This window comes from Kitasatospora misakiensis (assembly GCF_042656005.1).
Taxonomy (GTDB): domain Bacteria; phylum Actinomycetota; class Actinomycetes; order Streptomycetales; family Streptomycetaceae; genus Kitasatospora; species Kitasatospora misakiensis.
Genome location: NZ_JBHSOF010000054.1, coordinates 20,511 through 47,301, shown reverse-complemented (window position 1 = coordinate 47,301; position 26,791 = coordinate 20,511). Strand labels below are relative to the sequence as shown.

The 26,791-nt window shown below is 73.8% G+C and carries 27 protein-coding genes; 24 read left to right on the top strand and 3 right to left on the bottom strand.

The features are described from left to right. Nucleotides 1–10: 10 nt before the first annotated feature. Nucleotides 11–1,114, bottom strand: coding sequence for an amidohydrolase family protein (locus tag ACFP3U_RS30660; protein WP_380228993.1), 1,104 nt, complete (start codon nucleotides 1,112–1,114; stop codon nucleotides 11–13). Between the two features lie 409 nt (nucleotides 1,115–1,523). Between ACFP3U_RS30660 and ACFP3U_RS30655 the strand changes: the two genes are divergently transcribed. From ACFP3U_RS30655 to ACFP3U_RS30595, 13 genes are all read left to right on the top strand, one after another. Further along, nucleotides 1,524–1,988: an anthrone oxygenase family protein gene (locus ACFP3U_RS30655; RefSeq protein ID WP_380228992.1), complete on the top strand. Its 465-nt coding sequence runs from the start codon at nucleotides 1,524–1,526 to the stop codon at nucleotides 1,986–1,988. Between the two features lie 161 nt (nucleotides 1,989–2,149). Further along, entirely contained in the window at nucleotides 2,150–2,602 is a 453-nt protein-coding gene (locus ACFP3U_RS30650; RefSeq protein ID WP_380228991.1) for an ester cyclase, read from the top strand. A gap of 73 nt (nucleotides 2,603–2,675) precedes the next feature. Next, nucleotides 2,676–3,008: a TcmI family type II polyketide cyclase gene (locus ACFP3U_RS30645; protein WP_380228990.1), complete on the top strand. Its 333-nt coding sequence runs from the start codon at nucleotides 2,676–2,678 to the stop codon at nucleotides 3,006–3,008. A 107-nt stretch (nucleotides 3,009–3,115) separates the two neighbouring features. After that, nucleotides 3,116–3,385 (top strand): acyl carrier protein, encoded by a 270-nt coding sequence (locus ACFP3U_RS30640; RefSeq protein WP_380228989.1) that lies wholly within the window; start codon nucleotides 3,116–3,118, stop codon nucleotides 3,383–3,385. A 3-nt stretch (nucleotides 3,386–3,388) separates the two neighbouring features. Then, on the top strand, nucleotides 3,389–3,883 hold the full coding sequence (locus ACFP3U_RS30635) for an SRPBCC family protein (RefSeq protein WP_380228988.1): 495 nt from the start codon (nucleotides 3,389–3,391) through the stop codon (nucleotides 3,881–3,883). Nucleotides 3,884–3,888: 5 nt separating this feature from the next. After that, nucleotides 3,889–4,317, top strand: coding sequence for a cupin domain-containing protein (locus ACFP3U_RS30630; RefSeq protein WP_380228987.1), 429 nt, complete (start codon nucleotides 3,889–3,891; stop codon nucleotides 4,315–4,317). Further along, the gene (locus ACFP3U_RS30625) at nucleotides 4,314–5,600 is read left to right on the top strand and encodes a beta-ketoacyl-[acyl-carrier-protein] synthase family protein (protein WP_380228986.1); all 1,287 of its coding nucleotides are present in this window, start codon (nucleotides 4,314–4,316) and stop codon (nucleotides 5,598–5,600) included. The genes ACFP3U_RS30630 and ACFP3U_RS30625 overlap by 4 nt, the downstream gene beginning before the upstream one ends. Continuing rightward, on the top strand, nucleotides 5,597–6,832 hold the full coding sequence (locus ACFP3U_RS30620; RefSeq protein ID WP_380228985.1) for a beta-ketoacyl synthase N-terminal-like domain-containing protein: 1,236 nt from the start codon (nucleotides 5,597–5,599) through the stop codon (nucleotides 6,830–6,832). Before ACFP3U_RS30625 ends, ACFP3U_RS30620 begins: the two co-directional genes overlap by 4 nt. A 126-nt stretch (nucleotides 6,833–6,958) precedes the next feature. Then, complete coding sequence (locus tag ACFP3U_RS30615; RefSeq protein ID WP_380228984.1) at nucleotides 6,959–7,324, top strand: antibiotic biosynthesis monooxygenase family protein; 366 nt, start codon at nucleotides 6,959–6,961, stop codon at nucleotides 7,322–7,324. Between the two features lie 4 nt (nucleotides 7,325–7,328). After that, nucleotides 7,329–8,756 (top strand): FAD-dependent oxidoreductase, encoded by a 1,428-nt coding sequence (locus ACFP3U_RS30610; protein WP_380228983.1) that lies wholly within the window; start codon nucleotides 7,329–7,331, stop codon nucleotides 8,754–8,756. A gap of 121 nt (nucleotides 8,757–8,877) precedes the next feature. After that, complete coding sequence (locus tag ACFP3U_RS30605; protein WP_380228982.1) at nucleotides 8,878–9,276, top strand: nuclear transport factor 2 family protein; 399 nt, start codon at nucleotides 8,878–8,880, stop codon at nucleotides 9,274–9,276. 42 nt (nucleotides 9,277–9,318) lie between these two features. Further along, nucleotides 9,319–10,488, top strand: coding sequence for an RCC1 domain-containing protein (locus tag ACFP3U_RS30600; protein WP_380228981.1), 1,170 nt, complete (start codon nucleotides 9,319–9,321; stop codon nucleotides 10,486–10,488). 146 nt (nucleotides 10,489–10,634) lie between these two features. Continuing rightward, nucleotides 10,635–11,684 (top strand): ArsR family transcriptional regulator, encoded by a 1,050-nt coding sequence (locus ACFP3U_RS30595; RefSeq protein ID WP_380228980.1) that lies wholly within the window; start codon nucleotides 10,635–10,637, stop codon nucleotides 11,682–11,684. A 141-nt stretch (nucleotides 11,685–11,825) separates the two neighbouring features. Here the strand turns inward: ACFP3U_RS30595 and ACFP3U_RS30590 are convergent, their stop codons facing one another. Together ACFP3U_RS30590 and ACFP3U_RS30585 are read right to left on the bottom strand one after the other, a co-directional pair. Continuing rightward, a complete protein-coding gene (locus ACFP3U_RS30590; protein WP_380228979.1) occupies nucleotides 11,826–12,680 on the bottom strand; it encodes a GNAT family N-acetyltransferase in 855 nt (284 codons plus the stop codon). Between the two features lie 84 nt (nucleotides 12,681–12,764). Beyond that, nucleotides 12,765–13,622, bottom strand: a complete 858-nt coding sequence (locus ACFP3U_RS30585) for an SDR family NAD(P)-dependent oxidoreductase (protein ID WP_380228978.1) — start codon at nucleotides 13,620–13,622, stop codon at nucleotides 12,765–12,767. A gap of 167 nt (nucleotides 13,623–13,789) precedes the next feature. On the opposite strand from ACFP3U_RS30585, the gene ACFP3U_RS30580 reads away from it, so the two are divergent. The 11 genes from ACFP3U_RS30580 (at nucleotide 13,790) to ACFP3U_RS30530 (ending at nucleotide 26,735) form a co-directional block, all read left to right on the top strand. Continuing rightward, the gene (locus ACFP3U_RS30580) at nucleotides 13,790–15,553 is read left to right on the top strand and encodes an MDR family MFS transporter (RefSeq protein WP_465261977.1); all 1,764 of its coding nucleotides are present in this window, start codon (nucleotides 13,790–13,792) and stop codon (nucleotides 15,551–15,553) included. A gap of 302 nt (nucleotides 15,554–15,855) precedes the next feature. Further along, the gene (locus ACFP3U_RS30575; RefSeq protein ID WP_380228976.1) at nucleotides 15,856–16,830 is read left to right on the top strand and encodes an NAD(P)-dependent oxidoreductase; all 975 of its coding nucleotides are present in this window, start codon (nucleotides 15,856–15,858) and stop codon (nucleotides 16,828–16,830) included. A gap of 31 nt (nucleotides 16,831–16,861) precedes the next feature. Beyond that, nucleotides 16,862–18,496, top strand: coding sequence for an outer membrane protein assembly factor BamB family protein (locus ACFP3U_RS30570; protein ID WP_380228975.1), 1,635 nt, complete (start codon nucleotides 16,862–16,864; stop codon nucleotides 18,494–18,496). A 76-nt stretch (nucleotides 18,497–18,572) separates the two neighbouring features. Then, complete coding sequence (locus ACFP3U_RS30565) at nucleotides 18,573–19,202, top strand: NAD(P)-dependent oxidoreductase (protein ID WP_380228974.1); 630 nt, start codon at nucleotides 18,573–18,575, stop codon at nucleotides 19,200–19,202. A 161-nt stretch (nucleotides 19,203–19,363) separates the two neighbouring features. Then, nucleotides 19,364–20,002 carry an NAD(P)-dependent oxidoreductase gene (locus ACFP3U_RS30560; protein WP_380228973.1) on the top strand — a complete coding sequence of 213 codons (639 nt, stop codon included), beginning with the start codon at nucleotides 19,364–19,366 and terminating at the stop codon, nucleotides 20,000–20,002. A 245-nt stretch (nucleotides 20,003–20,247) separates the two neighbouring features. Next, complete coding sequence (locus ACFP3U_RS30555; protein ID WP_380228972.1) at nucleotides 20,248–20,907, top strand: DUF2269 domain-containing protein; 660 nt, start codon at nucleotides 20,248–20,250, stop codon at nucleotides 20,905–20,907. Between the two features lie 13 nt (nucleotides 20,908–20,920). Then, nucleotides 20,921–22,129 carry a sensor histidine kinase gene (locus ACFP3U_RS30550; RefSeq protein WP_380228971.1) on the top strand — a complete coding sequence of 403 codons (1,209 nt, stop codon included), beginning with the start codon at nucleotides 20,921–20,923 and terminating at the stop codon, nucleotides 22,127–22,129. Beyond that, nucleotides 22,126–22,791 (top strand): response regulator, encoded by a 666-nt coding sequence (locus ACFP3U_RS30545; RefSeq protein WP_380228970.1) that lies wholly within the window; start codon nucleotides 22,126–22,128, stop codon nucleotides 22,789–22,791. The genes ACFP3U_RS30550 and ACFP3U_RS30545 overlap by 4 nt, the downstream gene beginning before the upstream one ends. A gap of 181 nt (nucleotides 22,792–22,972) precedes the next feature. After that, the gene (locus ACFP3U_RS30540; protein WP_380228969.1) at nucleotides 22,973–23,374 is read left to right on the top strand and encodes an SHOCT domain-containing protein; all 402 of its coding nucleotides are present in this window, start codon (nucleotides 22,973–22,975) and stop codon (nucleotides 23,372–23,374) included. A 38-nt stretch (nucleotides 23,375–23,412) separates the two neighbouring features. Continuing rightward, a complete protein-coding gene (locus ACFP3U_RS30535; RefSeq protein WP_380229003.1) occupies nucleotides 23,413–24,168 on the top strand; it encodes an ABC transporter ATP-binding protein in 756 nt (251 codons plus the stop codon). Continuing rightward, complete coding sequence (locus ACFP3U_RS30530) at nucleotides 24,165–26,735, top strand: ABC transporter permease (RefSeq protein WP_380228968.1); 2,571 nt, start codon at nucleotides 24,165–24,167, stop codon at nucleotides 26,733–26,735. Before ACFP3U_RS30535 ends, ACFP3U_RS30530 begins: the two co-directional genes overlap by 4 nt. Nucleotides 26,736–26,791 lie beyond the last annotated feature (56 nt).

The following is a 26,791-nucleotide window of genomic DNA, read 5'->3' as shown; positions in this document are numbered from 1 at the left end:
CGGGTCGGCCTCAGGCCGCGGCGGGCGCGGCGGGCAGGCCGAACAGTGCGGCGGCGTTGTCGTGCCGGATCCGCGCGACGTCGGCGGGGGCCAGGCCGAGCCCGGTCAGCCGGGTCAGCGAGGCGTCCAGCGGCGCGCTCATCGGCGGGGAGTCGGTACCGAACATCACGTTCCCGACCCCGAAGGCGTCGACGGCGGCGGCCACGGCGCGCAGGCTCGGGGTCGCGGTGTCGACGAAGACCCTTCGCAGGGCCTCGGCCAGCGGCGGCACGACCGGCCCGGCCGGTGGCCCGCCGGGCCCACCGGTCCCCGGTCCGCCGGGACCGCCCGCGCCGGGCCCGCCGACCCCCGGCGGAGGTCCGCCCGGAGCGCCGCCGGGCGCACCGCCCGGCGCACCGCCGGGAGGCCCACCGGGAGGTCCGCCCGGAGCGCCGCCGGGCCGGCCGAAGGTGACCGGCATCCGCCGGGCCAGCTCCAGCCGCTCCAGCAGCAGCGGCAGCCCGCCGCCGCAGACCGGGGCGACGATCCGCAGCTCCGGGTACTTCTCCAGCCACCCGGCGAACAGCACCGCCGCCGTCCCGAGCGTGACGTCGCACGGCCGGGCGATCTGTTCGACCAGTCGCAGGTCGTCCAGTTCCCCGGCCCCGGCTGGTTCGGCCGGCGGGTGCAGCATCACCGGGGTGCGGTACTGCGCGGCCATCGCGAAGAACGCGTCGGCCTGCGGCGTGTCCAGGAACCGTCCCGCGATGCTGGAGTTGACCATCAGCCCGACGAACTCGTCCTGTTCCAACCGCTTGGCGGCGGCGGCGAGTTCGGTGTCGGAGCCGAGCGGGTTGGTGTAGACGTAGCCGCGCAGCGCCGTGGGCCGGGCCCTGACCTGCTCGCCCAGCCAGTCATGGAAGCGTTCGAGGGTGTCCAGCGGCTGGCGGTAGTTGTCCAGGCCGGGCGTGCGCACCATGGTGCCCGCGCCGACGGGACTGCCGACCAGGGACATGGTGATCCCGGCCGCCGCCTTGAGCTCCACCATGCCGTCGACGTCGGCGAGGCTCGGCGGCATGGGGAAGCGGCGGAAGAGTTCGGGCGACGTGATGTGGCCGTGCACATCGATCGTCATCGGCTCGGCACCTCCTGGGATGTCCGCCGGCCGTTCGGCGCGGCGGGGTGGTCGAGGCCCTCGGGCGTTCTGTGAGTGAGTGCCCGCTCGCACCGTAGGGTGCGTCCGGTGGGCGCGTCAACATGGCCCGGAGGACGGGCGGTTGGTGCAACGAACCGGCTGGGCGGACGACCCGGAACGGCCGGGACGCGGTCCGTGGCCGCCGGGGCGACGTCCCAGCCCGGTGGAGACGGATGCCTCCTGACACTGGGACCACCCGGCGGCAAGGATGGGGCGGCGGGGCAGCCCCGGGGGCCGAGATGCCCCGGCCCCCGGGGTCCCGTGTCTCTCGCATCGGGCGACCCCGCCCCGGTTCGCCGCATCGGCGCGGCAGCCGTCCCGCGATCCCGGATCGATTCGAGGAATCGATATGAAAGACATGAAGGACAATTCGAACCTCTGGCTGGTGACGTCGTCCAGCGTCCAGCTCGGCACGCTCTGGATCATGAAGACCTCGATCCTGCCGATGCTGAACTCGCTGCCCTACGACCGTTACGTCAACACGTGCCAGCTCATCGACATGCACGTGTTCCACCCCATCGCCTTCTGGAACGGCCTCGCCACCGCCACCGTCGGGGCGACCAAGGCCGTCCGCGCGGAGAGCAAGGTGGCCAAGGTGCTGTACGCGGCCGGCACCGTCGGCATGGCGACCGTCGCGGTCGCCTCCGAGGGTGTCAACCGGCCGATCTGGCGCCAGATCGAGCGCTGGAGCCCGTACCGCGACAGCGACGCCGCCTGGCGCGGCAAGCGCCGCCGCTGGCACCTGGCGCACGAGACCCGGACCATGGGCGCGATCGGCGCGGCGGCCTGCTTCGTCCTCGCCGCGCTCATCTGACCGGTCCGTTCCCGGCGCCCGCGCCTCCCGCACCCCGCGCCGCGCACCCGGCCGGCCCCCGGAGCCTCCCCGCACCGCGCGGGCCGGCCGCCGCCCCCCGCCCTTCCGGACCGCCCTCGGCCGCGCACCGGCCGGGGCCGTCCGCCGAGCAAAGGACTGTCATGACCTCGTCCATCGATGTGGTGGAGGCCAACAAGGCCCTCATCCGCGACCTGACCGAGCGGGCGTTCAACGACGGCGACCTCGCCGCCATCGGCGACCGCTTCGCCGAGGACTACGTGGTGCACGCTCCCGGCCTGCCCCCGATGCCCCCCGGCCCGGACTCCTTCCGGGAGGCCGTACTGCTCTGGCGCAACGCCTTCCCGGACGTCCACGTGACCGTGGAGGACGTGGCCGGCGACGGCGACCGCGTCTACGCCCGGTTCACCACCCGCGGCACCCACCAGGGGCAGCTGTTCGACATCCCGCCGACCGGCAGGCCGGTCACCGTGCACGAGATGTCCTGCCACCGGGTCGTCGACGGCCGCGTCGTCGAGTCCTGGATCGGCGACAACGTGCCCCGGATCCTGCTCGACATCGGCGCCATCCAGCCGGTCGGCCGCCCGCAGCACTGAGCCGGCTGTACCGCAAAAGCGCACGTCAGCACACCCACCCCCCCAGCAAGCCCGCACCCCGAGGGGAGCCCGCATGCACCGCACACTGATCATCGCCCGGATGCTGCCCGGCGCGGAGGACGAGGTCGCCCGCGTCTTCGGTGAGTCGGACGAGACCGAACTTCCCCGGCTCGCCGGCGTCACCCACCGCTCGCTGTACCGGCTGGGCGACGCCTACGTCCACCTGCTGGAGACCGAGGACCCCGGAGCGGCCGCGGTCGACGCCGCCCGCCGGCACCCGGAGTTCGCCCGGGTCAGCGAACGGCTCCTCCCGTTCATCTCGCCCTACCTGGCCACCTGGCGCTCGCCGCAGGACGCGGTCGCCCAGTGCTTCTACACCTGGGAGTCCGGCACCGAAGGTCGGTGAGCCGCCCTCCGCCGGCGGCGCCGGCCGACCGGGGCCCGTTCACCCCGACCGGCCGCGCCGCGAGGCCCAGGAGCAGTCCCTACACCGGAGAAACGAGAGGCAGCACCATGACCGACCACCAGGCCGGCGGGACGACCATCGTCGTCACCGCGGAGGAGATCGAGAACGTCCTCATCACCAGCGCCGGCGCGGCGCCGGACGTGTTCGAGGGCTCCCGGCACGTCCCCCTGGAGGAGCTCGGCCTCGACTCGCTGGCCGTGCTGGAGCTGGAGGCGGTGATCGCCGACCGCTACGGCCTGAAGGTCCCGGACGGCGCCGTCGCCCTCAGCGTCGACCAGATCGTCGCCGAGCTGCAGTCCGCCGGGACGGTGGGCTGAGCGATGGCCGGGCACACCGAGAACAGCATCGTCATCCAGGCCCCGCTCAAGCTCGTCTGGGACGTCACCAACGACGTCGCCGGCTGGCCGGAGCTGTTCACCGAGTACGCGTCCGCCGAGATCGTCGAGCGCCGCGGTGAGACCGTCCGGTTCCGGCTCACCATGCACCCGGACGAGGAGGGCCGGATCTGGAGCTGGGTCAGCGACCGCACCGTCAACGTCGCCAACCGCACCGTCCACGCCCACCGGGTGGAGACCGGCCCGTTCGCCTACATGCAGATCCACTGGCGGTACGAGGAGCTGCCCGAGGGCGGTGTCCGGATGACCTGGATCCAGGACTTCTCCATGAAGCCCGTCGCCCCGGTCGACGACCAGGGCATGACCGAGCGGCTGAACATCAACTCGCCCGTGCAGCTGGAGATCATCCGGCAGAAGATCGAGGCCCTCGCCGCCGGTTCGACCGTCCCGAACGCCGCCGTCCCCGCCGACAAGGAGTGAGCGCCGTGGCCGCCAGGAACATCCGCATCATTTCCGCCGACGACGTCCCCGCCAACCGCAAGCGCGGTGGCGAGACCCGCGCGGTGCTCTCGCCCGCCACCTGCGGCGCGACCTCCGGTTTCATGGGGATCGCCCGGCTCCAGCCGGGGGAGCGGATCAGTGAGCACTACCACCCGTACAGCGAGGAGTTCCTGCTCCTCGTCCGCGGCGAGCTGACCCTCGACCTGGACGACAAGCCCTTCGAACTGTTCGCCGGCCAGGGCGTGCTGATCCCCAAGGACATCCGCCACCGGCTGCGCAACACCGGTTCCGAGGAGGCCTTCGCGGTCTTCCACCTCGGCCCGCTGGCGCCGTCCCCCGAGCTCGGCCACGTCGACACCGAGGACGGCCCGGGCACCAAGGCCGAGGGCCACATAGTGCGGGGGGAGCGATGACCGCCTCCCCGCCCGCGGGCGACCGCCGCGTCGTGGTCACCGGGATCGGGGTGGTGGCGCCCGGCGGCACCACCCGGGAGACCTTCTGGGAGCTGATCACCTCGGGCCGCACCGCGACCCGTCGGATCTCCGCCTTCGACCCCTCCGCCTTCCGCTCGCAGATCGCCGCCGAGGCCGACTTCGACGGCGCCGCCGCCGGGCTCACCCCGCTGGAGCTGCGCCGCGCCGACCGCTACGTGCAGTTCGCGCTGGCCGCCTCCCAGGAGGCGGTGCAGGACGCCGGGCTGGTGCTCGACGAGCGCACCCGGGACCTCACCGGTGTGGTGCTCGGCTCGGCGGTCGGCGGCACCATCGTCCTGGAGGACGAGTTCGTCGTCGCCAGCGACTCCGGCCGGAACTGGCTGGTCGACCCCGACGTCACCAGCCCGTTCCTCTACCAGGGCCTGATCCCGAGCAGCCTGGCCGCCGACGTGGCGGTCCGGCACGGGGCGCACGGCCCGGCGGTGGTCGTCTCCACCGGCTGCACCTCCGGCATCGACGCCATCGGCCACGCCTACCAGCTGCTGGTGGACGGCGAGGCCGAGGTGATGATCACCGGGGCCTCGGACTCGCCGATCTCCCCGGTCACCGTCGCCTCCTTCGACGCCATCAAGGCCACCACCCCGGACAACGACGACCCGGCGCACGCCTCCCGGCCGTTCGACCGGGACCGGCACGGCTTCGTGCTCGGCGAGGGCTGCGCGGTGCTCGTCCTGGAGGAGCTGGAGCACGCCCGCCGGCGCGGCGCCCGGATCTACTGCGAGGTGGTCGGCTACGCCAACCGCGGCAACGCCTTCCACATGACCGGTCTGCGCCCGGACGGCCTGGAGATGTCCGAGGCGATCACCGAGACGCTGCGCCAGTCCCGGCTCAACCCGGAGGACATCGGCTACATCAGCGCCCACGGCTCCGGGACCAGGCAGAACGACCGGCACGAGACCGGTGCCTTCAAGCGCTCGCTCGGCCACGCCGCCTACGGGGTGCCGATCAGCTCGATCAAGTCGATGGTCGGCCACTCGCTGGGCGCGATCGGCGCGATCGAGATGGCCGCCTGCGCGCTGGCCGTCGACCGCGGGGTCGTCCCGCCGACCGCCAACTGGCAGAACCGCGACCCCGAGTGCGACCTCGACTACACGCCCAACACCGCCCGCGAGGTGCGGGTGGGCGCGGCCCTCTCGGTCGGCAGCGGCTTCGGCGGCTTCCAGTCCGCGATGCTCTTCGCCAAGCTGGGGAGGGGCCGATGAGCACGCGACGCGCCGTCATCACCGGCGTCGGCGTGGTCGCGCCGAGCGGCATCGGCAGCGAGGCGCACTGGAAGACGGTCCTCGGCGGCGAGAGCGCGATCGGCCCGATCACGCTCTTCGACGCCGGCCAGTACGAGACCACGCTGGCCGGCGAGGTCCCGGAGTTCGACGTCAGCCAGTACGTCGAGCGCCGGCTCCAGGTGCAGACCGACCGGTGGACCCACCTCGCCTACGCGGCGGCCGAACTGGCCTTCGGCGAGGCCGAGCTGGACCCGTCGACGGTCGAGCCCTACAAGATGTCGGTGGCCCTCGCCAGCTCCTCCGGCGGCAACCAGTTCGGCCAGCGCGAGCTCCAGCGGCTCTGGCAGCCGGACACCTCGCGGACCGTCGGCGCCTACCAGTCGATCGCCTGGTTCTACGCCGCGACCGTCGGCCAGCTGGCCATCAAGCACCAGGCCAAGGGCCCGTCCAGCGTCCTCGTCTCGGAGGGCGCCGGCGGTCTGGACTCGCTGGCGCACGCCGCCCGGCTGGTCCGCCGGGGCGCCGACGTGGTGCTGGCCGGCGGCACCGAGGCGCCGCTCGGCCCGTACGCGCTCGCCTGCCAGCAGCGCAGCGGCCGGCTGTACACCGGCACCGATCCGGCCGCCGCCTACCTGCCGTTCGACGAGCGGGCGGCCGGCTACGTGCCGGGCGAGGGCGGTGTGGTGTTCGTGGTCGAGGACCTCGACCACGCGCTCGCCCGCGGCGCCCGGATCCGCGCCGAGATCGCCGGCTGGGCCGCCACCCAGGACGCTGTCGCCGCCTCCCGGACCAGCAGCGGCTCCGTCCGCCAGTACGCCCGGGCGCTCGGCACCGCGGTCGAACGGGCCGGCCTCACCCCGGGGGACGTCGACCTGACCTTCCCGGACGCGGTGGGCCTGCCCGGCTACGACCGCACCGAGGTCGAGGCGCTGCGCGCGGTGTTCGGCGACGCCGGCCCGGCCGCCGTCACCACCCAGAAGCCGCTCACCGGCCGCCTCTACCAGGGCGGCAGCGCCCTGGACGCGGCCACCGCGGTGCTCGCCATGGATTACGGCCTGATCCCGCCCACGGCGGGCCCGGAGCGTCCGGCGGACGGCTGCGAGCTGGCCTTCGTCCGCGAGGAGCGGGCCACCGAGGTGCGTACCGCGCTGATCGGCGCCCGCGGCTTCGACGGCTTCAACAGTGCCGTCCTGCTGCGCGCGCACTCCTGATCCGCACGACCGACCCGCACGACCACGCACGACTGATCGGCACGACTGATCGGCACGACACGCACGACTGATCGGCACGACCACGCACGACCACCCACGACCACCACGACCCGGAAGGAGACCGCCATGCCGGTCGACGAGGGCGCGGCACAGGGCCGCGTGCTCTTCCTCATCACCGTCAAGGAGGAGCGCCGGGAGGACTTCCTCAAGGCGTACGAGCAGATCCGCCACCTGGTCGCCGACGGCGTCCCCGGGCACGTGCGCGACCAGGTCTGCCAGTCCTCCACCGACCCGGAGCAGTGGCTGATCACCAGCGAGTGGCGCTCGCTGGACGACTTCGTCGCCTGGGAGCGGACCGAGGAGCACCGGGACCTCGTGCGCCCGATGCGCGAGTGCTTCAGCGCCGCGAAGTCCATCCGCTTCCACATCAAGGCCGAGACCTCGCGGGACACCCCGCGGGTGGGCCTTTCCACTCCTACCACCGCGGGGTGACGCAATGACACGGACACTGATCATCGGTGGCAGCGTCGCGGGTCTGGTGGCCGCGCTGGCGTTCGCCGACCTGGGACACGACGTCACGGTGTTGGAACGGGACGCCAACGAGGCGCCGGACACCGTCGACCAGGCGCACGGCGACTGGCAGCGGCCGACCGTTCCGCAGCTGCACCACTCGCACGCCTTCGGCTCGCTCGGCACCAACCTGCTGCGCGACCGGCTGCCCGGCGTCTACCAGGCGCTGGTCGCGGCCGGCGCCCGGGAGATCGAGCTGGGCAAGGCCATGCCGCCGACCCTGGCCGACAAGACGCCGCACCCGGACGACGCCGAGCTGCGGATGCTCGGCAGCCGGCGGACCACCTTCGAGCTGGTCCTCCGCCAGGAGGCGCTGCGCAAGCCGGGCGTCTCGCTCCGCCGGGGCGAGACGGTGCGCGGCCTGACCGTCGCCGACCGCGGCCCGACCCGGGTGACCGGCGTGGTCACCAAGGACGGCCGCACCATCGAGGCCGACCTGGTGATCGACGCCAGCGGCCGCCGCTCGCAGGGCCACGAGTGGCTGCGCGAGCACGGCCTGGCCGAGCCCGAACTGGTCGCGCACAGCGCCGACATCACCTACTACACCCGCTACTACCGCGCGCTGGGCCAGCGCCCGGTCGGGCCGCTCAACCGCGGCTTCGGCGCCGGCGGGCTCTGGGACCACTACACCGGCGTGATGTTCCTGGGCGACAACAACACCTTCGCCATCTCCTTCGGCATCCTGCCGGACGACACCGAGCTCAAGCAGATGCGCTCGGAGGACGTGTTCACCGCCGTGGTCCGGGCCACCCCGCTGCTCGCCCCCTGGGTGGCGCCGGAGGCCTCCGTCCCGATCTCGCCGGTGCACGCGATGGCCGGCCTGGACAACTCGCTGAAGCTGTACGGCCAGGACGCGCAGCCGGTGCCCGGCTTCCTGCCGGTCGCCGACGCGGTCTGCACCACCAACCCGGCGTTCGGCCGCGGCGTCTCGCTGGCCATCGCGCACGTGCTCGGCCTGGCCGACCTGGTGCGCGAGCACCCGGAGCCGGACGCCGAGCAGGCCGCGCTGGCGGCCGGCCTGGCCGGGCGGACCTTCCGCCCGTGGTTCGAGGACGCCGTCCGCAACGACGCGGGCCGCGCCCGGCTCTGGCGGGCCACGGTGGCCGGCCAGCAGCTGCCGCCGCTGCCGCCGGACGTGCTCACCTTCGGCACGGTCGCCGAGGCGGCCGCCACCGACGAGGTGGTCTGGCGCCGGCTGGTCCGCACCATGATGTCGCTCGACAACCCGGCCGGCCTGTACGAGGACGAGGAGATCCGGCTGCGGGTCAAGCAGGCGGTCGCCGGTTCGCCCCCGCCGTTCCCCGCCCCGGACCGGGCCACCCTGGTCGACATCGTCCGCCGCGCCGCCGGCTGACGCACCGTCACCGACGAGCCGCCGCTCCACCGCAAGGCTCCGCATCGCAAGGCCCCGCATCGCAAGGCCCCGCACCGCAAGGCCCCGCACCGCACCGACGCACAGCCACAGGAGGAGAGTCATGAAGGTCGTCGACCACCCCAACGCCACGCTCATGGAAGCGGTCTACGCCGCGTTCACCGTGGGCGACGTGCAGAAGGCGGCCAGCTACTGGACCAAGGACTGCGTGCACTACTACCCGGGCACCAGCGAGCTGTCCGGCGCGCACGAGGGCATCGAGTCCGCGCTGGCCTTCGCCGGCCGGATGTTCGAGATCTGCCAGGGCCGGATCACGATGGAGATCCACGAGATCGGCGCCAGCGACTCGTTCGCCTTCGCCACCGTCTTCACCCGGTACGAGCGCGAGGGCAAGAGCCTGGAAATGCCGTTCATCAACGTGGCACGGATCCAGGACGGCCTGATCGCCGAGTTCTGGACCTACCCCGAGGACCAGTACGCCGTCGACCAGTTCTGGGCCTGAGCGCCCCCCGACGAATCGAGAGGTCGCATCACCATGGCAGGCATGATCAGCAGTTGGGGTGACAACACCAACGGCCAGCTCGGCGACGGCGGTACCGTCAACCGGGCCGTCGCGCAGGACATCAAGGGCCTGGAGAACGTGGTCCGGATCGCGGCCGGCAGCGGCCACGCGCTGGCCCTGACCGGCGACGGCGAGCTCTGGGGCTTCGGCCGCAACGCCTTCGGCCAGCTCGGGGACGGCTCCACCGAGAACCAGGCCACCCCGGTGCGCACCGTCGGCCTCCCCGGCCGGGTCCGCTCGGTCGGCGCCGGCGGCGGCCACACCGCCGCCCTGCTGGAGGACGGCACCGTCTGGGCGTGGGGCGCCGGCTTCTTCTGCGCCCTCGGCGAGGCCAACTTCGGCGTGCAGCCCGTCCCGGTCCGGGTCGACGGCCTGGAGGACGTCGTCGAGCTGGCGGTCGGCGGCGCGCACAACCTGGCGCTCAAGGCCGACGGCACGGTCTGGTCCTGGGGCCGCGACGACCGCGGCCAGCTGGGCGACGGCCCCGGCTCGACCCGCGAGGGCCGCATCGTCCGCTCGTACATGACCGCCTCCTTCGACTGCCGGCCGCGCCCGGCCGTGATCGAGGGCCTGGAGCCGGCCGTCCGGCTGAGCGCCGGCGGCGGCCACAGCATGGTCGTGCACGCCGACGGCACCGCCTCGGTCTGGGGCTTCAACGACCGCGGCCAGCTCGGCGACGGCACCACCGTCGACCGCGCCGCCCCGCAGAAGGTCGCGGGCCTGCGCTCGGTCACCCAGCTGGTCGGCGCGTACCACCACACGGTGGCGCTGCTGGCCGACGGCACCGTCTGGGCCTGGGGCCTCAACGACGGCGGCCAGCTCGGCGACGGCACCACCGCCGACCGCGCGGTGCCGGCCCCGGTGCCGGGCCTGACCGGCGTCAAGGCGGTCTCCGTCAGCGGCGGCGGCACCGACGCGGCTCCCGGCAACGGCGGGCACGCGCTGGCGCTGCTGGCCGACGGCTCGGTGCAGGGCTGGGGCTGGAACAACTGGGGCCAGCTGGCCGCCGGCCAGGTCCAGATCGTCCCGACCCCGACCCCGATCGCGCTGACCGGTCCGGCGGTGGGCATCGCGGCCGGCGGTGAGATCCCGCCGACCAACAAGTTCATGGCCAACCCGGGCGGTGGCTTCGCCTTCGCCCTGCTGGGCTGAGCCCCGGCCATGCGCAACCGCCGGGCGGCCCGGCCCGTCCGGGCCGCCCGGTGCGGGGCCGTCCGGCCCGTCAACCCATGACCGCTGACCTCGGGCCGGGGGCGCCGTCCGCCCCCGGCCCGGTCCCCGCAGGGAGGCCTCACCCCATGACCGCCGTTCCCCAGACCGCCCCTGCCTCGGCCGGCGCGGTGTTCCTCTCCGAATTGATGTTCCCGTCCACCCCGCGCTGCCTGGCCCTGGCCGCCGAGTTCCGGATCGCCGAGCTGCTGGCCGAAGGCCCGCTGCCGGTGGCCGACCTGGCCGAGCGCGCCGGAGTGACCGCCGCCCCGCTGGCCAAGGTGCTCTCGCTGCTCACCGAGGACGGCGTGTTCGAGGAGGTCGAGCCCGGCGTCTTCGCCAACAACGGCCTCTCCGAGCTGCTCCGCCCCGGCGTGCCCGGCTCGATGGACGCGATGGCCCGGATGGTCGGCGCCGAGTGGCTCTGGTCCTCCTGGGGCGCGCTGGACCACAGCCTGGCCACCGGGAAGCCCGGTTTCGAGAAGGTGCACGGCACCGCGCTCTGGCCCTGGCTGCAGAAGAACCCGGCCGCCGCCGCGACCTTCAACCAGGCGATGACCGACTTCACCGACGCGCTCGCCGACGCCCTGGTGAGCGCGTACCCCGAGTTCGCCGAGGCCGGCGCGGTCTGCGACCTCGGTGGCGGACAGGGCACCTACCTGGCCGCGATCCTGCACAAGTACGACGCCCTCGGGCGCGGCGTGCTGGCCGACCTGCCGAGCGTCATCGAGCAGGCCCGGACCCAGCCGGACGTCGCCAAGCTGGCCGAGCAGGGCCGGCTGGACTTCGAGCCGGTCGACTTCTTCGCCGGCGTCCCGGCCGGGATCGGCGCCTACGTCACCAAGCAGGTCTGGCACTCCTGGCCGGACGACGCGCTGGTCCGGCTGCTGCGCAAGTGCCGGGAGGCCTCGCCGGGCGCCCGCTTCGTCGCGGCCGAGCTGGTGCACGGCGACGGGGTGCCGCGCTTCGTGAAGAACTTCGACCTGGTCATGCTGGTCACCATGAGCGGCGAGGTGCGCACCGAGGCGCAGTTCGCCGAGGTCTTCCGCCGTGGCGGCTACCGGCTGAACCGGGTGGTCCCCACCGGGACGGCCTTCTCGCTGCTGGAGGCCGTGCCGGACCCCGACCCGCTGGACTGACCGAGCCGTCGGCGCCGCCCCGGCGGGAATTCCCGGGACAGCTCCCGGGAATTCCGGGGCGGCACGACGGAAGGGGCCCGGATCCGTTTTCGGATCCGGGCCCCGCGCTTTCCCCCGGGGAATTCCCCGGGGGAGTGCCGGTCAGTCGAACCGGAATTCCGAGAGGCCGCCGGCCGGACGGAATCCGAACGATTCGAAGAGCGACCGGATCGCGCTGTTGCCCTCCGCGGTGACGGCCAGGCCGATCGGCGCCGCCTCGCCGCCGTGCACCTCGGCCAGCAGCTCGCCGAGCAGCGTCCGCCCGTAGCCGCCGCGGCGGTTCTCGGGCCGGACGTACATCGGGTTGTACCGCACCACGCCGGCGACGGTGGCGGTGCGGCCCAGGATGGCGACCGGGCGGCCGTCCTCCTCCCAGACCCGCAGCAGTCCGCCGGCGATCTGGCCCTGGACCGAGCGGGCGGCGGTCTCCCGGCTGAGCCCGGCGCCGTGCGCGGCCTCCAGGCACCAGTCGGTGAACAGCTCGGCCTCCTCCGGCAGGGCGGCCCTGACCAGGCCGGGAGGGGCCGGTCGGCCGGACGGCAGCGGCGCGCCGTCCAGCCTCAGCAGCTGCTCGCGCCGGTCGGCGCGGGCCGGCCGGCCACTGGCGCCGGACCAGGCCGCGGCGAACGCGGCGGCCGCCGCGTCCGGCCCGATGACGCCGGGGATCCGGTCGGGACCGGCTCCGAGCTCGGCGCCGAGGGCGGCCGCGGCGGCCTCCGGCATCCCGCTCAGCACGACCAGGTACGGGGGCGTGAAGGCCGCCACGCCGACCACCGGCGCCGAGCCGGAGTCCGGGTCCTCGACCCGGCTCCAGGTGATCGGCGGGGCGGTCGGCGGGCGGAATTTCGCGCCGGCCATCATGGTCAGCAGGATGGAATTCTCGACGGGGTTGCCGGCAATCCACTCACCGGTTTCCGAGATGAACTCTTCGGTGTTCCTCGTGGTTTTTACGAGCATGTCGAAAAAATAGCCCGAGGGGGGAGTGCTGGCAATGGTGCGGTACCGCCGGGGCGGCGTTCCGGTCAGTTCGCCGTGTTCCGGTCAGTTCGCGCCCGGTCGGCCCTGACCCTGACCGCCCTGACCGCCCTGACCGCCCTGGGCGCCGGGGCCGCCCTGACCGCCGGGACCGCCCTGGCCGCCGCCGGGCCGTCCCATCGTCCCGGCCGTGACGCCGGCCGTCATGCCGCCCTCCAGCCCGAACAGCGAGCCGGTGACGAAGCTGGCCGCGTCGCTGCCGAGGAAGACCACCGCGTGGGCGACCTCCTCCTCGGTCGCGATCCGCCCCAGGGCGGTGGCCGCCCCGGCCCGCTCCAGCGCGCCCGGCTGCCCGCCGACCCGCTGGCGGAAGTCCTCGGTGTCGACCGGGCCGGTGATCAGCGCGTTGACCCGGATGCCGGCCGGGCCGGCCTCCAGCGCGGTGGCCCGGGTCAGCCCGACCACCCCGTGCTTGGCCGCGGTGTACGCGCCCAGGCCGAAGGCGGTGCCCTGGACGCCGGCCGTGGAGGCGTTGTTGATGATGCTGCCGCCGCCGGTGGCCCGCATGGCGGCGATCTCGTGCTTGAGCGAGTGGTAGGTGCCGACGAGGTTGACCGCGAGCACCGCGGCGAAGGCCTCGGCCGGGACCCGGTCCAGCGGGCCGAACGCCCCGCCGCCGCCCGCGTTGTTGAAGGCGATGTCGAGGCGGCCGTGTCGCTCGACCGTGGTACCCACCAGGCGGGCGACGTCATCCTCCACGGTGACATCGGCGGCGATGAACTCCGCCTGCCCGCCCTTCTCGCGGATCCGGTCCACCACCGCGTTGCCCAGCTCGGCCCGGCGGCCGGAGACCACGACGTGCGCCCCCGCGGCGGCGAGCGCCACCGCGGCGGCGGCGCCCATGCCCGAGGTAGAACCGGTCACGAGCGCGATTTTCCCCTGGAGTTGGCTCATCGTTAGCTGCCCTTCCGGGCGGCCGGGGCCGCCCTTGACGTTGGCTCTTGACGGCTAATTTTGATTGTATAGTCTATACGAATTCAAGCTCGGAGCAAGGACTCCGAGCCGGCGGACGCCTCCTCAAGGAGTACCCAATGAGCGCCCCGTACGCTGCACCCGCCCCGGAAGTGCCACGTAAAACCTTCTTGACGATCTTCGCTGCCCTGGTGCTTGCCATGTTCCTGGCAGCCCTGGACCAGACGATCGTGGCGACGGCCCTGCCGACCATCGCCGGTGACCTCGGCGGCGTGACCCACCTGGCCTGGGTCGTCACCGCCTACATGCTGGCCGCGACCGCGGCCACCCCGCTCTGGGGCAAGCTGGGCGACCTCTACGGCCGCAAGCTGATGTTCCAGTCGGCGATCACGATCTTCCTGCTCGGCTCGGCGCTGTCCGGCCTCTCCGCCAACATCGGTCAGCTGATCGGCTTCCGCACCCTGCAGGGTCTGGGCGCCGGCGGTCTGATGGCGCTGGCCATGGCGCTGATCGCGGAGCTCGTCCCGCCCCGCGAGCGCGGCAAGTGGCAGGGCTACGCGCAGTCCTGCTTCGTGCTCGCCGGTGTGGTCGGCCCGCTGATCGGCGGCGCCTTCGTCGACCACCTGAGCTGGCCGTGGATCTTCTACATCAACCTGCCGATCGGCGCGGTCGCGCTGGTGATCGTCAGCTCGGTGCTGAAGCTGCCGGTCAACAAGCAGAAGAAGCAGCTCGACTACCTCGGTTCGGCGCTGCTCAGCTCCGCCATCGTCGCGATCCTGCTGGTCTCGGTCTGGGCCGGTGACCAGTACTCCTGGGGCTCGGTCCAGATCATCGGCCTGCTGGTGCTGGCCGCGCTGCTGCTGGTCGGCTTCGTCCTGCAGGAGAAGCGGGCCAGTGAGCCGGTCGTCCCGCTGGAGCTGTTCAAGGACCCGGTCATCCTGGTGGCCACCCTCGGCCTCTTCCTCGCCTCGATCTCGCTCTTCGTGGCGACCGTCTACACCCCGCTCTTCCTCCAGGTCGCCAACGGGGACACCGCCACCGAGTCCGGCCTGCTGCTGGTCCCGATGATGATCGCGACCGTGGTCAGCCTGACCATCTCGGGCAAGGTCGTCGCGGCGACCGGCAAGTACAAGCTGTTCCCGATCGCGGGCCTGCTGATCATGTCGCTCGGCCTGTACCTGATGTCGACCCTCAAGGCCGACTCCTCCGAGGTGGCCGCCGGCGGCTTCCTGGCGGTCTTCGGTATCGGCTTCGGTCTGGTCACCCAGGTGCTCATCGCGGCGGTGCAGAACTCCGTCGAGATGCGCCAGCTGGGCGTGGCGACCGCCGCGGCGAACTTCTTCCGCTCGCTCGGTGGCGCCATGGGTGTGACCGTCTTCGGTGCCATCCTCAACTCCCAGCTGCGCGAGCAGCTGCCGAAGAAGGTGCCGGCCGAGGCCCTGGCCCGGCTCGGTACGGACGGTCTGCTGACCTCGCCGGCCAAGGTCCGGGCGCAGGCGCCCGAGGTGCGCGACGGTGTGTCCTCGGCGCTGGCCGAGTCGCTGCACACGGTGTACCTGATCGGCATGGTCATCGCGCTGATCGGCGCCCTGGTCCTGGTCTTCCTCCAGGAGCGTCCGATGCGGGCGCCGATGGGCGCGCCCGGCGGCCGGGGCCCCGGTGCTCCCGGTGGCCAGGGTGGCCCCGGCGGCCCGGGTGGCCAGCAGCAGGGCCAGGGCGGCCCCGGCGGCCAGTGGCAGGGCCAGGGCGGTCAGGGCGGCCCCGGCGGTCCCGGCGGTCAGGGCCAGGGTGCCCCGGCGGGTCAGGGCGCCCCGGCGGCCCAAGCCGGCCAGGGCGGCCAGCCCGGACACGCCGGCGGACGACCGGAGACCGCGGCCGGCTGACGGCCGCCGAACCGCCCGGTCGAAGGACCGGCGTCCGCCCCACAGCCCCTCCTCCCCTACCGTTACCCCCGGCGGTAGGGGAGGAGGCTTGTTCAGGACGAGAATTGACAGCGCGTCAGTGACGGATACGGCTCGAAACGGACGCCGAAAGCCATCGCGGAGTGAGTGTTCACCCGCTAGGCTGGACGGGCAGTCGGCACCCCGGCCGCGGTGGGGCGGGGTGTCTGGCACGGCCTTCCCCGCCGCACTCCGAGCGCCGGGAGCACCGGCGCGACCAGCCCACCAGGAAGCGGGTCGACACCATGGCCGACATACCCAGCCAGCGGCGTGCACTCTCCCGGGACCTCCCGCCCGCCGCCACCCCCGGCATCCCGCCGGCGACCAGGATCGGTGTCATCGGTCTCGGTGTGATGGGTGGCGGCATGGCCTCCCGGCTGCTCGACCAGGGCCACCGCATCGTGGTCCACAACCGCACCCCCGAGCGCGCCGCGCCGTTCGCCGCCCGCGGCGCCGTGGTCGCCGCCACCCCGGCCGAACTGGCCGCGCAGGTGGACGTGGTCCTGCTCAGCCTCGCCTCCGAGGCGGCCGTCGAGGAGCAGCTGTTCGGCGCCGGCGGCGTGCTGGAGACCCTGCCCGCGCACGGCATCGTGATGGACACCAGCACCGTCTCCCCGGACTTCGCCCGCTCGGTGGCCGAGCGGGTGGCCGGCCGCGGCCGCAGCGCCGTCGACGCCTGCATCATCGGCAACGGCCAGCACGCCAAGGACGGCGAACTGCGTTTCATGGTCGGCGGATCCGCCGACACCTTCGAGCGGCTCGGCACCGTGCTGGAGCCGCTCGCCAAGGAGATCCGCCACCTCGGCCCGAGCGGCCTCGGCGCCACCGCCAAGGTGATGCTCAACGTGCTGATGGGCGTGGAGATGCAGGTGCTCGCCGAGTCGGTGACGCTGGCCCAGCGGGCCGGCATCGACCGCGAGCTGGCCCTGTCGATGATCAGCGAGAGCGGTTTCAGCTCGCCCGTGATGAAGTACAAGGCCGGTGTGATGCGCCGCCGGGCCTACGGCGAGCCGCAGTTCCGGCTCGACCTGATGCGCAAGGACCTCCGGCTGGCGACCGCCGAGGCCGGCCGCCTCGGGGTCGCCACCCCCGTCTGCGACGCCACCCACGAGACGCTCGTGGCCGCCGCCGAGGCCGGCCTCGGCGCGCTGGACTGTGCCGCCGTGCTCTCCCACGCGGAGGTCGCCGCCGGACTCCCCGGCACTCCGGACCGTACGTGAACCACTCACCCTCACCGAGGAGTTGATCCACGTGTCCCAGCCCGGACGGCCACGGGCGGCAAGCTTCGGCACCGCCCTGGTGGCCCTGTTGACCGCCCTCGTCCTGCTCGCCGCCACCAACGGCGCGGGTGCCGAGGACACCGAGTCCCGCCCCCGCCCCCCGGCCAACTGGAGCAGCTGGCAGTTCGACCAGACCGGCAGCCGGTTCAACGGCCAGGAGTACCGGATCACCCCGGCCAACGTCGGCGGACTCGACCTGAAGTGGTCCTTCGGCCACGCCAAGGTCCCCAACATCTACCTCGGCAGCCAGCCCGCCGTGGTGGACGGCACCCTGTACGTCGGCGGCGCCGAGGGCACCTTCCACGCCCTGGACGCCAAGACCGGCGCGGCGCGCTGGACCTTCGACGTCACCCCGGTGGCCGGCGCCCACTCCACCACCAACCCCGACCCGGTCCGCAGCAGCCCGGCCGTCGAGGGCAACACCGTCTACTTCGGCGACAACCGCGGCTACCTGTACGCGCTCGACCGCCGCACCGGCGCGCTGCGCTGGTCGCTGAAGCTCGACACCCACCCGCTGGCCCAGATCACCAGCTCCCCGCTGGTCTACAACGGCCAGGTCTACGTCGGCGTCTCCAGCAAGGAGTCCGGCGCCACCTTCGACCTGACCTACCCGTGCTGCACCTTCCGCGGCTCGGTGGTCGCCGTCAACGCGTACACCGGCCAGCTGAATTGGCGGCACTGGACCACCCCGGAGCCGCAGCCGGCCGGCACCTGGCCGAACGGCGCGAACCGCTACGAGCCCTCCGGCGTCGCCGTCTGGAGCTCCCCGGTGGTCGACCGGGAGACCGGCACCATCTACGTCGGCACCGGCCAGAACTACAGCGGCGCGGCCGGTGACACCGACTCGGTGCTCGCCCTGGACGCCTACACCGGCAACGTCCGCTGGCGGGCCCAGGAGGTCTTCCCGGACACCTTCACCGTCGCCTGCGGCATCCCCGGCGCCGACGCCTACTGCCCCAGCAAGGCCAACGGCACCGACCACGACTGGGACTTCGGCGCCAGCGCCAACGTCTTCAGCATCGGCAACCGCCGGGTGATCGGCATCGGCCAGAAGAACGGCATCTACCACGTCTACGACGCCCTGACCGGCGCCAAGGTCTGGGACCGCGCGGTGGTCGCCGACCCCAACACCAAGGGCGGCAGCTCGGGCATCCAGTGGGGCACCAGCTACGACGGCACCCGGCTCTACGTCGCCACCTGGTTCGCCAACCCCGGCACCCTGTACGCCCTCGACCCGGCGACCGGCGCGATCCTCTGGCAGACCCAGAGCCCGGCCGACGGCTGCCAGTGGGGCGGCGCGGCCGCCAACCCCGAACTCTGCCAGCGCGGCTTCACGCCGGCCGTGACCGCCACCCGCGGCCTGGTCTACGAGGGCGGCGCGGACGGCAAGATGCGCGTCTTCTCGGCCACCACCGGCGCGGTGCTCTGGCAGTACGACGTGGTCCGCGACTTCACCACGGTCAACGGCGTGCCGGCGCACGGCACGGCGCTGTCCGGCGGCGGTGGCGCGGTGGTGGCCGACGGCATGCTCTACGTCCAGGCCGCGTACTACCCGCAGTACCCGAGCAATGCGGGCGGCGTTCTGCTCGCCTTTTCCCTACCGTAGGACCAGTCCGGCGTAGCGAAGGTCAACTCACGGCCGGCGGCACCCAGTTGCCGCCGGCCCCGGCAAGGAGGAAATCATGGAGATCGTCGTTGTGGGCGCGGCCGGTCGGACCGGGCGGCTGCTCGTCGAGAAGGCCCTGGAGAACAAGCACAGCGTCACGGCGCTGCTGCGCGACCCGGCCAAGCTGCCGGTCGAGCACGAGCGGCTGACCAAGGTCCGCGCCGACGTGTTCGACGTGGACTCGCTGACCGGCCCGCTGACCGGCAAGGAGGCCGTGGTGGTCGCGCTGGGGGTGACCACCCGCACCACGACGACGGTCTTCTCCGAGGGCGTGCGCAACGTCATCGCCGCCGCCCGGACGGGCGGGGTGCGCCGGCTGGTCACCATGTCCTCGGCCGGCCTGGAGACCAAGCACCTGCCAGCGATGCAGCGCTTCGTCGCCGAGTTCGTGGTGGACCGGGTCTACCGGAACATCCACCTCGACCTCGGCCGGATGGAGGACGAGGTCGAGGCCAGCCCGCTGGACTGGACGATCGTCCGGGTGCCGATGCTGACCGACGGCCCGGCCACGCCCAACTACCAGGCCGTGGTGGGCGGTCACATCCCCAAGGCGTCCCGCATCGCACGGGCGAACGTGGCCGACTACATCGTCACCCATCTGGATGACGCGGCCACCTACGGCCGGCGCGTCGAGGTGGCCAACTGATGACCCCCGGCGGAGGCCGGCCCGCCCGCGGCACGTCCGCGGCGCGGGCCGGCCGCGCGCCGGCCGCCCACCGCGGCGGCTGACCGAGGCCGAACGAGGCCCACCCAGGCCCACCGGGGCCCACCGAGGCCGATCAAGGCTGATCGAGGGGGAAACGCACCGTGAACATCGTCGTCTTCGGCGCGACCGGCGGCACCGGCCGCCACTTCCTGGAGCTGGCCGCCGCGGCCGGCCACTCCACCGTCGCCTTCGCCCGCGACCCGCTGGCCCTGGCCGACGCCCGCCCCGGCACCATCCGGCAGGGCGACGTCCTCGACCCGGACGCGGTGGCCCGCGCCGTCGAGGGCGCGGACGCGGTGGTCTCCGCGCTCGGCATCGGCTACAGCCGGGCCGCCACCACCGTCTACTCGGCCGGCACCGACCACATCCTCAAGGCGATGCGCGCGACCGGCGTCGCCCGGGTGCTCTGCGTCTCCACCACCAGCATGAACCCGGTGCCCTGGCGGGCGGCCCCGTTCCAGCGGGCGCTCACCTCCTGGGTGCTGCACCCGATGCTCCGCCGGCCGTACGCCGACATGGCGCGAATGGAGCGGCTGCTGCTGGAGGACACCGAGCTGGACTGGACGCTGGTCCGGGCCGCCCGGCTCACCGGCGGCCGGGCCCGCGGCCGCTACCGCACGGCGGCCGGCCACCGGCTGCCCGGGGCCTGGTCGATAGCGCGCGCCGACCTCGCGCACTACCTGCTCGACGCGCTGGGCGACCCGACCGCCCGCCGCTCGGTCGTGGAGATCGCCTACTGACCGCTCGTCCACCGACCGTGCACCGATCGATCCCGGCCGCCGACCGCCCCCGCGCCGCGCCGCCCGTACTCAACGAGCGGTACGGCCGGCTACTCCCGCCGTGCGATGCCCGGCCCACACCGACCGGGCAGAGTAGTGGTGATCCCACGGATCACCCAAGCCGTGGGCCGGCGGCCACACACCATCCACCCCGGTGGCCGCCGGCCCGTGGCCCGCGTCGCCCCTCGCCCTCCGGAGCACAGCCGATGCCCACACCTCCTGGTCCGCCCGCCGCCGACACCTCCGCGCCCCCGACCGGGTCCGCCGCGGAGCAGCCGTCCGCGGCCCCGACGGCCCCCGCCGAGCCTGCGGCCGACCGCGCCCGGTTCCCCCGGCTGCCCCGGCACGCCCGCCGGGTCTGGCTGGTCGTGCACGTCGCCTGCTCGGTCGGCTGGCTCGGCCTGACCGCCGGCGTCCTCGCCCTCGGCATCGCCGGCCGCTTCTCCGACAACCCCGACACCGTGCGCGCCGCCTACCTGGCGCAGGAGATCTTCGCCGACTGGCTGCTGATCCCGATCAGCCTGCTCTCGCTGCTCTCCGGCCTGCTGCTCTCCCTCGGCACCACCTGGGGACTGCTGCGCCACCGCTGGGTCGCCACCAAGTTCTGGCTCACCCTGGCCGCCACGCTGGCCTCGATCTTCGCCCTGCGCGCCTTCATCCACGACGCGGCCGGCCAGGTCGCGGCCGGGACCGTCCCGCTGCACGGTCGCTCCCCGCACGTCCTGGTGATCGCCCCCTCGGTGGCGCTGACCATCTACCTGGTCGCCACCGTGCTCTCCATCGTCAAGCCGTGGGGGATGACCAAGCGGGGCCGGCGACTGGCCGCCGAGGCCCGCACCGCCCGCACCAACCGGGCCGCCGGGTGACTCTCCCCTGTTCATGAGCACCGACACCGACCCCTTCCCCGGACCGCCGTGGACCAGACCGTCCTGGACGAGGCTCTCCGCCCTCCTGGTCGCCCTGGTCCAGGTGGTCGGCTCCACCGCGGCCGCCCGCGAGCAGACCGACCGGGCCGCGCTGGACGCCTTCGGGTACGCGCTGCTGCTGCTCGGGCCCGCCCTGCTGCTCCTGCGCGAGCGCTTCCCCGGCCCGGTGGTGGCCGGCGTCACGGCCGTCACCGTCGGCTACCTGATGGCCGGCTACCCGTACGGCCCGGTGTTCTTCAGCCTCGCCGTCGCCGTCTACGGCGCGCTCGCCCGCGGCCGGCGCCGGTGGGCCTGGATCTCCCTCGGCGCCGGCTACCTGCTCCACCTGGCCAGCTCCCACCTGCTGCCGCACGACTGGCAGCGCGCGCCCGGACCCGGCCCCAACTGGTGGCAGGAGGCCGGCGCGGCCGCCTGGCTGCTGCTGATCCTGGCCGGCGCCGAGATCATGCGCTCGCGCGGCGAGCAGTTGGCCGCCCGACGGCTGTCCCGGCGGCAGGCGGAGGAGAACCGCGCCGCCGAGGAACGCCTGCGGATGGCCCGGGAACTCCACGACATCCTGGCCCACTCCATCTCGGTGATCCACCTCCAGGCCGGAGTGGCCCTGGAACTCATCGACCAGCACCCCGACCAGGTGCGCGCCGCGCTGACCATCATCAAGGCCACCAGCAAGGAGGCGCTCGGCGAGGTCCGCCAGGTGCTCGGCACCCTGCGCGGCCCGGACGGCCAGGCCCCCCGCACGCCCGCCCCCGGACTCGCCCGGCTGCCCGAACTCGTGACCCAGGCCGGCCACGCCGGGCTCACCGTCACGGTCGACACGGTGGGCACCGCCCGACCGCTCTCCGCCCAGGTGGAGCTGGCCGCGTTCCGGATCGTCCAGGAGGCGCTCACCAACGTCATCCGCCATTCGGCCGCGCGCGAGGCCACCGTTCTGATGGACTGGTCCTCCCCGGCGGGGCTGCTGCTCCGGATCGACGACCCGGGACCGTCCGCCGGCGGCGAGGGCGGCGGCTCCGGCAACGGCCTGATCGGCATGCGCGAGCGGGCCGCGGCGTTCGCCGGCGAGCTGACCACCGGTCCGCACGGCGGCGGCTTCCGGGTCCGGGCCTGGCTGCCCGACCCGGCGGGGTCGGGCGCGGCGAGTGAGGAGAAGCGGTCGGGATGATCCGAGTACTACTGGCGGACGACCAGGTCCTGGTCCGGGCGGGTTTCCGGGCCCTGCTCGACGCCCAGCCCGACATCGAGGTGGTCGGCGAGGCGGACGACGGCGGCGCGGCCGTCCGGCTGGCGGACGAACTGCGGCCGGACGTCGTGCTGATGGACATCCGGATGCCCGGCACCGACGGCCTGGAGGCCACCCGGCAGATCTGCGCCCGCCCCGAGCTCTCCGGCGTCCGGGTGGTGGTGCTGACCACCTTCGAACTGGACGAGTACATCTTCGAGGCGCTCCGGCTGGGCGCGGCCGGCTTCCTCGCCAAGGACACCGAACCGGCCGACCTGCTGCGCGCCGTCCGGGTCGCCGCCGTCGGCGACTCGCTGCTCTCCCCGGGCGTGACCCGCCGGCTGATCGACGAGTTCGCCAGCCGCTCCCGGGAGCCCTCCGCGAGCGGACAGCTGCTGGACGCGCTCACCGACCGGGAGCGCGAGGTGCTCACCCTGGTCGGCATGGGTCTGAGCAACGACGACATCGCCCGCCGCCTGGTGGTCAGCCCGCTCACCGCGAAGACGCACGTCAGCCGCGCCATGGTGAAGCTCGGCGTCCGCGACCGCGCCCAGCTGGTCGTCCTCGCCTACGAGTCCGGCCTGGTCCGCCCCGGTTGGTTGTAATTCGGGGTGCGGGAGCAGCCCCGGCCCCGGCCCGTACTCCCCGCGTCGTACCCGCGGTGCCGCTCCCCGGAGGACGCGCCGGACCCCCTTCCGGCGGGAAGCTCGTGGTGGCCTCGGGGAACGTCCGGGGCCGGCGCCGCCCCCGTCCGAACGTGCGGGGCACACCGAGGAGTTGACCGCCATGCAGAGCACCGCACTGCTCGCCGACACGATCTGCCGGGACGGCTGGGGCCCGTGGAACAACGGGGGTGGCCCGGGCCCGTGGTTCCTGCTCTTCCCGCTGTTCTGGCTGCTCGTCCTGATCACCGTGTTCACCGTCTTCCGCCGCCGCGGCGGGTTCCGGCGCGGGCCGTGGGGCCCGCCGTGGGCCGGCCAGTGGGGCGGCCCCTGGGGCGGTGGCCCGGGCTGGCGCGGCGGCCCCTGGGGCGGCGGCGGTACCGAGGCCCCGCTGGCGAGCCTGGCCCGCCGGTACGCCGACGGCGAGATCACCGAGGAGGAGTACCGCACCCGCCGGGACACCCTGCTGGAGCACCTCCAGGACGGCCCGGGTGACACCAAGCCGGGTCAGGGCGGTGCCAAGTGACCACCTTCCCGGTCCTCGAACTGGTCGAGACCGACCGGATGGCCGCCCGGGTGGCCGACGCGGTCAAGGTCTACGGCATCGGCCGCACCGAGGTGCGCGCCCTGGACCACGTGACCGTCGGCTTCCCGGCCGGCCGGCTCACCGCGATCATGGGCCCGTCCGGCTCCGGCAAGTCCACCCTGCTGCACTGCGCGGCGGGCCTGGACCGGCTGACCGCCGGGACGGCGATGATCGGCGACACCGAGCTGGAGACCCTCAACGACCGCCGGCTGACCCTGCTGCGCCGGGAGCGGATCGGCTTCGTCTTCCAGTCCTTCAACCTGGTGCCGGTGCTGACCGCCCGGGAGAACATCACGCTGCCGGTCGACCTGGCCGGCGGCGAGGTGGACCGGGAGTGGGTGGAGACCCTGATCGACGCGGTCGGTCTGCGCGACCGGCTCGACCACCGGCCGACCGAGCTCTCCGGCGGCCAGCAGCAGCGGGTCGCGCTGGCCCGGGCGCTGGCCGGCCGTCCGGAGGTGGTCTTCGCGGACGAGCCGACCGGGAACCTGGACTCCCGGACCGGCGCCGAGGTGCTGGAGCTGATGCGCCGCGCGGTGGACGAGATGGAGCAGACGGTGGTCATGGTCACCCACGACCCGACCGCCGCCGGCTACGCGGACGAGGTGCTGTTCCTCGCCGACGGCCGGCTGGTGGACCGGATGGAGCGGCCCAACCCGGCCGGGGTGCTGGACCGGATGAAGGCCTTCGAGCACGGCCCCGCGGCCGGCCGGGCTGGAGGCGGCGGGTCATGAGTAGCACCACCGCCACTCTCCGGATCAGTCTGCGCTCGCTGGCCGCGCACAAGCGCCGGCTGGCCGGGACGTTCACCGCGATCCTGCTCGGGGTGAGCTTCCTGACCGGCACCCTGGTGCTCGGCGACACCCTGCGCGGCAGCTTCGACACCCTGTTCGCCGATGCCAACCGCGGCACCGACGCGGTGGTGCGCAGCGCCGACGTGATGGACACCGAGAACACCTTCGGCGGTGTCCGCGCCCCGGTGGACATCGCGCTGGCCGACCAGCTGCGCCAGGTGCCCGGGGTCGCGGCCGCCGAGCCGGCCATCCAGGGCTCCGGTCAGCTGATCGGCAAGAACGGCAAGGCGGTGGGCGGCCAGGGTCCGCCCACGCTGGCCGGCTACTGGCAGGCCGACAGCGGGCTCAACCCGTACCGGCTGGCCGAGGGCCGGGCGCCGCAGCAGCCGGGGGAGGCGGTGATCAACCGGGGCGCGGCCAAGGCCGGTGAGCTGAAGATCGGCGACACGACCGTGCTGCGCGCCCCCGACCCGGTGCCGGTGACGATCGTCGGCATCGCGACCTTCGGCGCCGAGGCCGACGGCATGGGCCAGAACACCTACACCGGCCTGACCCTGGCGGACGCCCAGCGGTACCTGACCCCGAAGGGGCAGGGCCAGGCCACCTCGATCCAGTTCCGGGCGGCCGGCGGCCTCTCCCAGCAGGAGCTGGTGGCGGCGCTGTCGGCGAAGCTGCCGGCCGGGCTGGAGGCGGTGACCGGGACGAAGGTCTCGGAGGAGGCCACCACGCAGGTGTCCAGCCGCTTCCTGACCATGTTCACCACCCTGCTGCTGGTCTTCGCGGGCATCGCCCTGCTGGTGGCGACCTTCACCATCCACAACACCTTCGCCATCGTGGTGGCGCAGCGGACCAGGGAGAACGCGCTGCTCCGCGCGCTGGGCGCGGCGCGCGGCCAGGTGCTGGGGGCGACCCTGGCGGAGGCGGTGGTGGTCGGGCTGGCCGCCTCGGTGGCCGGACTGCTCGGCGGGATCGGGGTGGCGGCCGGGCTGAAGTCGCTGTTCAAGGTGATCGGCTTCAACCTGCCGACCGGCGGCCTGGTGATCGGCGCGGTCTCGGTGGCGCTGCCGCTGGCGGTGGGCACGGTCACGGCGGTCGCCTCGGCGGTCGCGCCGGCCGTGCGGGCGGGCCGGACGGCGCCGCTGGCCGCGATGCGGGCGGTGGCCGTGGACGGCGCGGCGGACGGCCGGGCCGGCCGGATCCGCTGGATCGCGGGTGTGCTGCTGGCGGCGGCCGGGGTGGTCGGCACGGTGGTCGGCGCGACCAACGGCCCGTCGGTCGGGCTGACCGCGGGCGGGGCGGTGACCACGCTGATGGGCGTGGTGGTGCTCGGCCCGGTGTTCGCGACCTTCGTGGTGCGGGTGCTGGGTGCCCCGCTGCCGAGGCTGCGCGGCATGCCGGGTGTGCTGGCGAAGCGCAACGCGACCCGCAATCCGAAGCGGACGGCGGCGACGGCCAGCGCGCTGATGGTCGGGGTCACGGTGGTCTCGCTGTTCACCGTCTTCGGCGCGTCGATCAAGGCGACCATGGACGACACGGTGAGCCGGACCTTCGCCGGGGACCTCGCGGTCTCCACCGGCGGCTTCCGGGGCGGCGGGCTCAGCCCGAAGCTGGCGGACGCGGTCGGCGGGCTGCCCGAGGTGCGGCAGAGCGTCGGCCTGGGCCGGGGCGTGGCGCGGGTGGACGGCCACGGCCGGACCCTGGACGTCACCGATCCGAGCCGGCTGGCCGGCATCGTGGACCTCGGCCGGGTGGACGGTTCGCTCCAACTGGGCACCGACGGACTGGCGGTGGCCCGGACGGAGGCGGAGAAGCACGGCTGGCAGGTGGGCACGACCGTGCCGGTGCGGTTCAGTGACGGCGCCGAGTCGCCGTTCACGGTGAAGGCGCTCTACCAGGGCAGCGAGCTGGCCGGCGACTACCTGGTCACCCGGGAGGCCTGGGCTCCGCACAAGGGGCAGGACGCCGACTCGCTGGTGGCGGTCGCGCTCAAGGACGGCGTCTCGCTGTCGGCCGGCAAGGCCGCGGTGACGGCGGCGGCGGCCCCGTTCGGCGATCCGAAGGTGCAGACCCGCTCCGAGTACGCGAAGAGCGCCGCCTCGGTGGTCGACATCATGCTCTCGGTGGTCTACGCGCTGCTGGCGCTCGCGGTGCTGATCGCGCTGCTGGGGATCGCCAACACGCTGACCCTGGCGGTGCACGAGCGGACCAGGGAGCTGGGCCTGCTCCGCGCGGTCGGCCAGACCCGCAGCCAGCTGCGCGCGATGGTGCGCTGGGAGTCGGTGCTGGTGGCGCTGTTCGGCACGATCGGCGGTCTGGGCCTGGGGGCGTTCCTGGGCTGGGCGCTGGTGCGGGCGGCCGACACCGAGGGGACGGGCAGCTTCGCCGTCCCGCCGCTCCAGCTGTCCGTGGTGCTGGTGGCCGGGCTGGTGGCGGGCGCGGTGGCCGGGCTGCGGCCGGCCCGTCGGGCGGCCCGGCTGGACATCCTGCGGGCCATCGCGTCCGGCTGACCGCCGCCGCGCACGCCGGAGCCCGGGTCCCCGACCAAACAGGGGGCCCGGGCTCC

What these genes read in the sequence shown, in the direction of transcription:
- ACFP3U_RS30660 (WP_380228993.1), bottom strand. Translation starts at nt 1,114, where the DNA reads ATGACGATCGATGTGCACGGCCACATCACGTCGCCCGAACTCTTCCGC.
- ACFP3U_RS30655 (WP_380228992.1), top strand. Translation starts at nt 1,524, where the DNA reads ATGAAAGACATGAAGGACAATTCGAACCTCTGGCTGGTGACGTCGTCC.
- ACFP3U_RS30650 (WP_380228991.1), top strand. Translation starts at nt 2,150, where the DNA reads ATGACCTCGTCCATCGATGTGGTGGAGGCCAACAAGGCCCTCATCCGC.
- ACFP3U_RS30645 (WP_380228990.1), top strand. Translation starts at nt 2,676, where the DNA reads ATGCACCGCACACTGATCATCGCCCGGATGCTGCCCGGCGCGGAGGAC.
- ACFP3U_RS30640 (WP_380228989.1), top strand. Translation starts at nt 3,116, where the DNA reads ATGACCGACCACCAGGCCGGCGGGACGACCATCGTCGTCACCGCGGAG.
- ACFP3U_RS30635 (WP_380228988.1), top strand. Translation starts at nt 3,389, where the DNA reads ATGGCCGGGCACACCGAGAACAGCATCGTCATCCAGGCCCCGCTCAAG.
- ACFP3U_RS30625 (WP_380228986.1), top strand. Translation starts at nt 4,314, where the DNA reads ATGACCGCCTCCCCGCCCGCGGGCGACCGCCGCGTCGTGGTCACCGGG.
- ACFP3U_RS30620 (WP_380228985.1), top strand. Translation starts at nt 5,597, where the DNA reads ATGAGCACGCGACGCGCCGTCATCACCGGCGTCGGCGTGGTCGCGCCG.
- ACFP3U_RS30615 (WP_380228984.1), top strand. Translation starts at nt 6,959, where the DNA reads ATGCCGGTCGACGAGGGCGCGGCACAGGGCCGCGTGCTCTTCCTCATC.
- ACFP3U_RS30610 (WP_380228983.1), top strand. Translation starts at nt 7,329, where the DNA reads ATGACACGGACACTGATCATCGGTGGCAGCGTCGCGGGTCTGGTGGCC.
- ACFP3U_RS30605 (WP_380228982.1), top strand. Translation starts at nt 8,878, where the DNA reads ATGAAGGTCGTCGACCACCCCAACGCCACGCTCATGGAAGCGGTCTAC.
- ACFP3U_RS30600 (WP_380228981.1), top strand. Translation starts at nt 9,319, where the DNA reads ATGATCAGCAGTTGGGGTGACAACACCAACGGCCAGCTCGGCGACGGC.
- ACFP3U_RS30595 (WP_380228980.1), top strand. Translation starts at nt 10,635, where the DNA reads ATGACCGCCGTTCCCCAGACCGCCCCTGCCTCGGCCGGCGCGGTGTTC.
- ACFP3U_RS30590 (WP_380228979.1), bottom strand. Translation starts at nt 12,680, where the DNA reads ATGCTCGTAAAAACCACGAGGAACACCGAAGAGTTCATCTCGGAAACC.
- ACFP3U_RS30580 (WP_465261977.1), top strand. Translation starts at nt 13,790, where the DNA reads ATGAGCGCCCCGTACGCTGCACCCGCCCCGGAAGTGCCACGTAAAACC.
- ACFP3U_RS30575 (WP_380228976.1), top strand. Translation starts at nt 15,856, where the DNA reads ATGGCCGACATACCCAGCCAGCGGCGTGCACTCTCCCGGGACCTCCCG.
- ACFP3U_RS30565 (WP_380228974.1), top strand. Translation starts at nt 18,573, where the DNA reads ATGGAGATCGTCGTTGTGGGCGCGGCCGGTCGGACCGGGCGGCTGCTC.
- ACFP3U_RS30555 (WP_380228972.1), top strand. Translation starts at nt 20,248, where the DNA reads ATGCCCACACCTCCTGGTCCGCCCGCCGCCGACACCTCCGCGCCCCCG.
- ACFP3U_RS30550 (WP_380228971.1), top strand. Translation starts at nt 20,921, where the DNA reads ATGAGCACCGACACCGACCCCTTCCCCGGACCGCCGTGGACCAGACCG.
- ACFP3U_RS30545 (WP_380228970.1), top strand. Translation starts at nt 22,126, where the DNA reads ATGATCCGAGTACTACTGGCGGACGACCAGGTCCTGGTCCGGGCGGGT.
- ACFP3U_RS30540 (WP_380228969.1), top strand. Translation starts at nt 22,973, where the DNA reads ATGCAGAGCACCGCACTGCTCGCCGACACGATCTGCCGGGACGGCTGG.
- ACFP3U_RS30535 (WP_380229003.1), top strand. Translation starts at nt 23,413, where the DNA reads ATGGCCGCCCGGGTGGCCGACGCGGTCAAGGTCTACGGCATCGGCCGC.
- ACFP3U_RS30530 (WP_380228968.1), top strand. Translation starts at nt 24,165, where the DNA reads ATGAGTAGCACCACCGCCACTCTCCGGATCAGTCTGCGCTCGCTGGCC.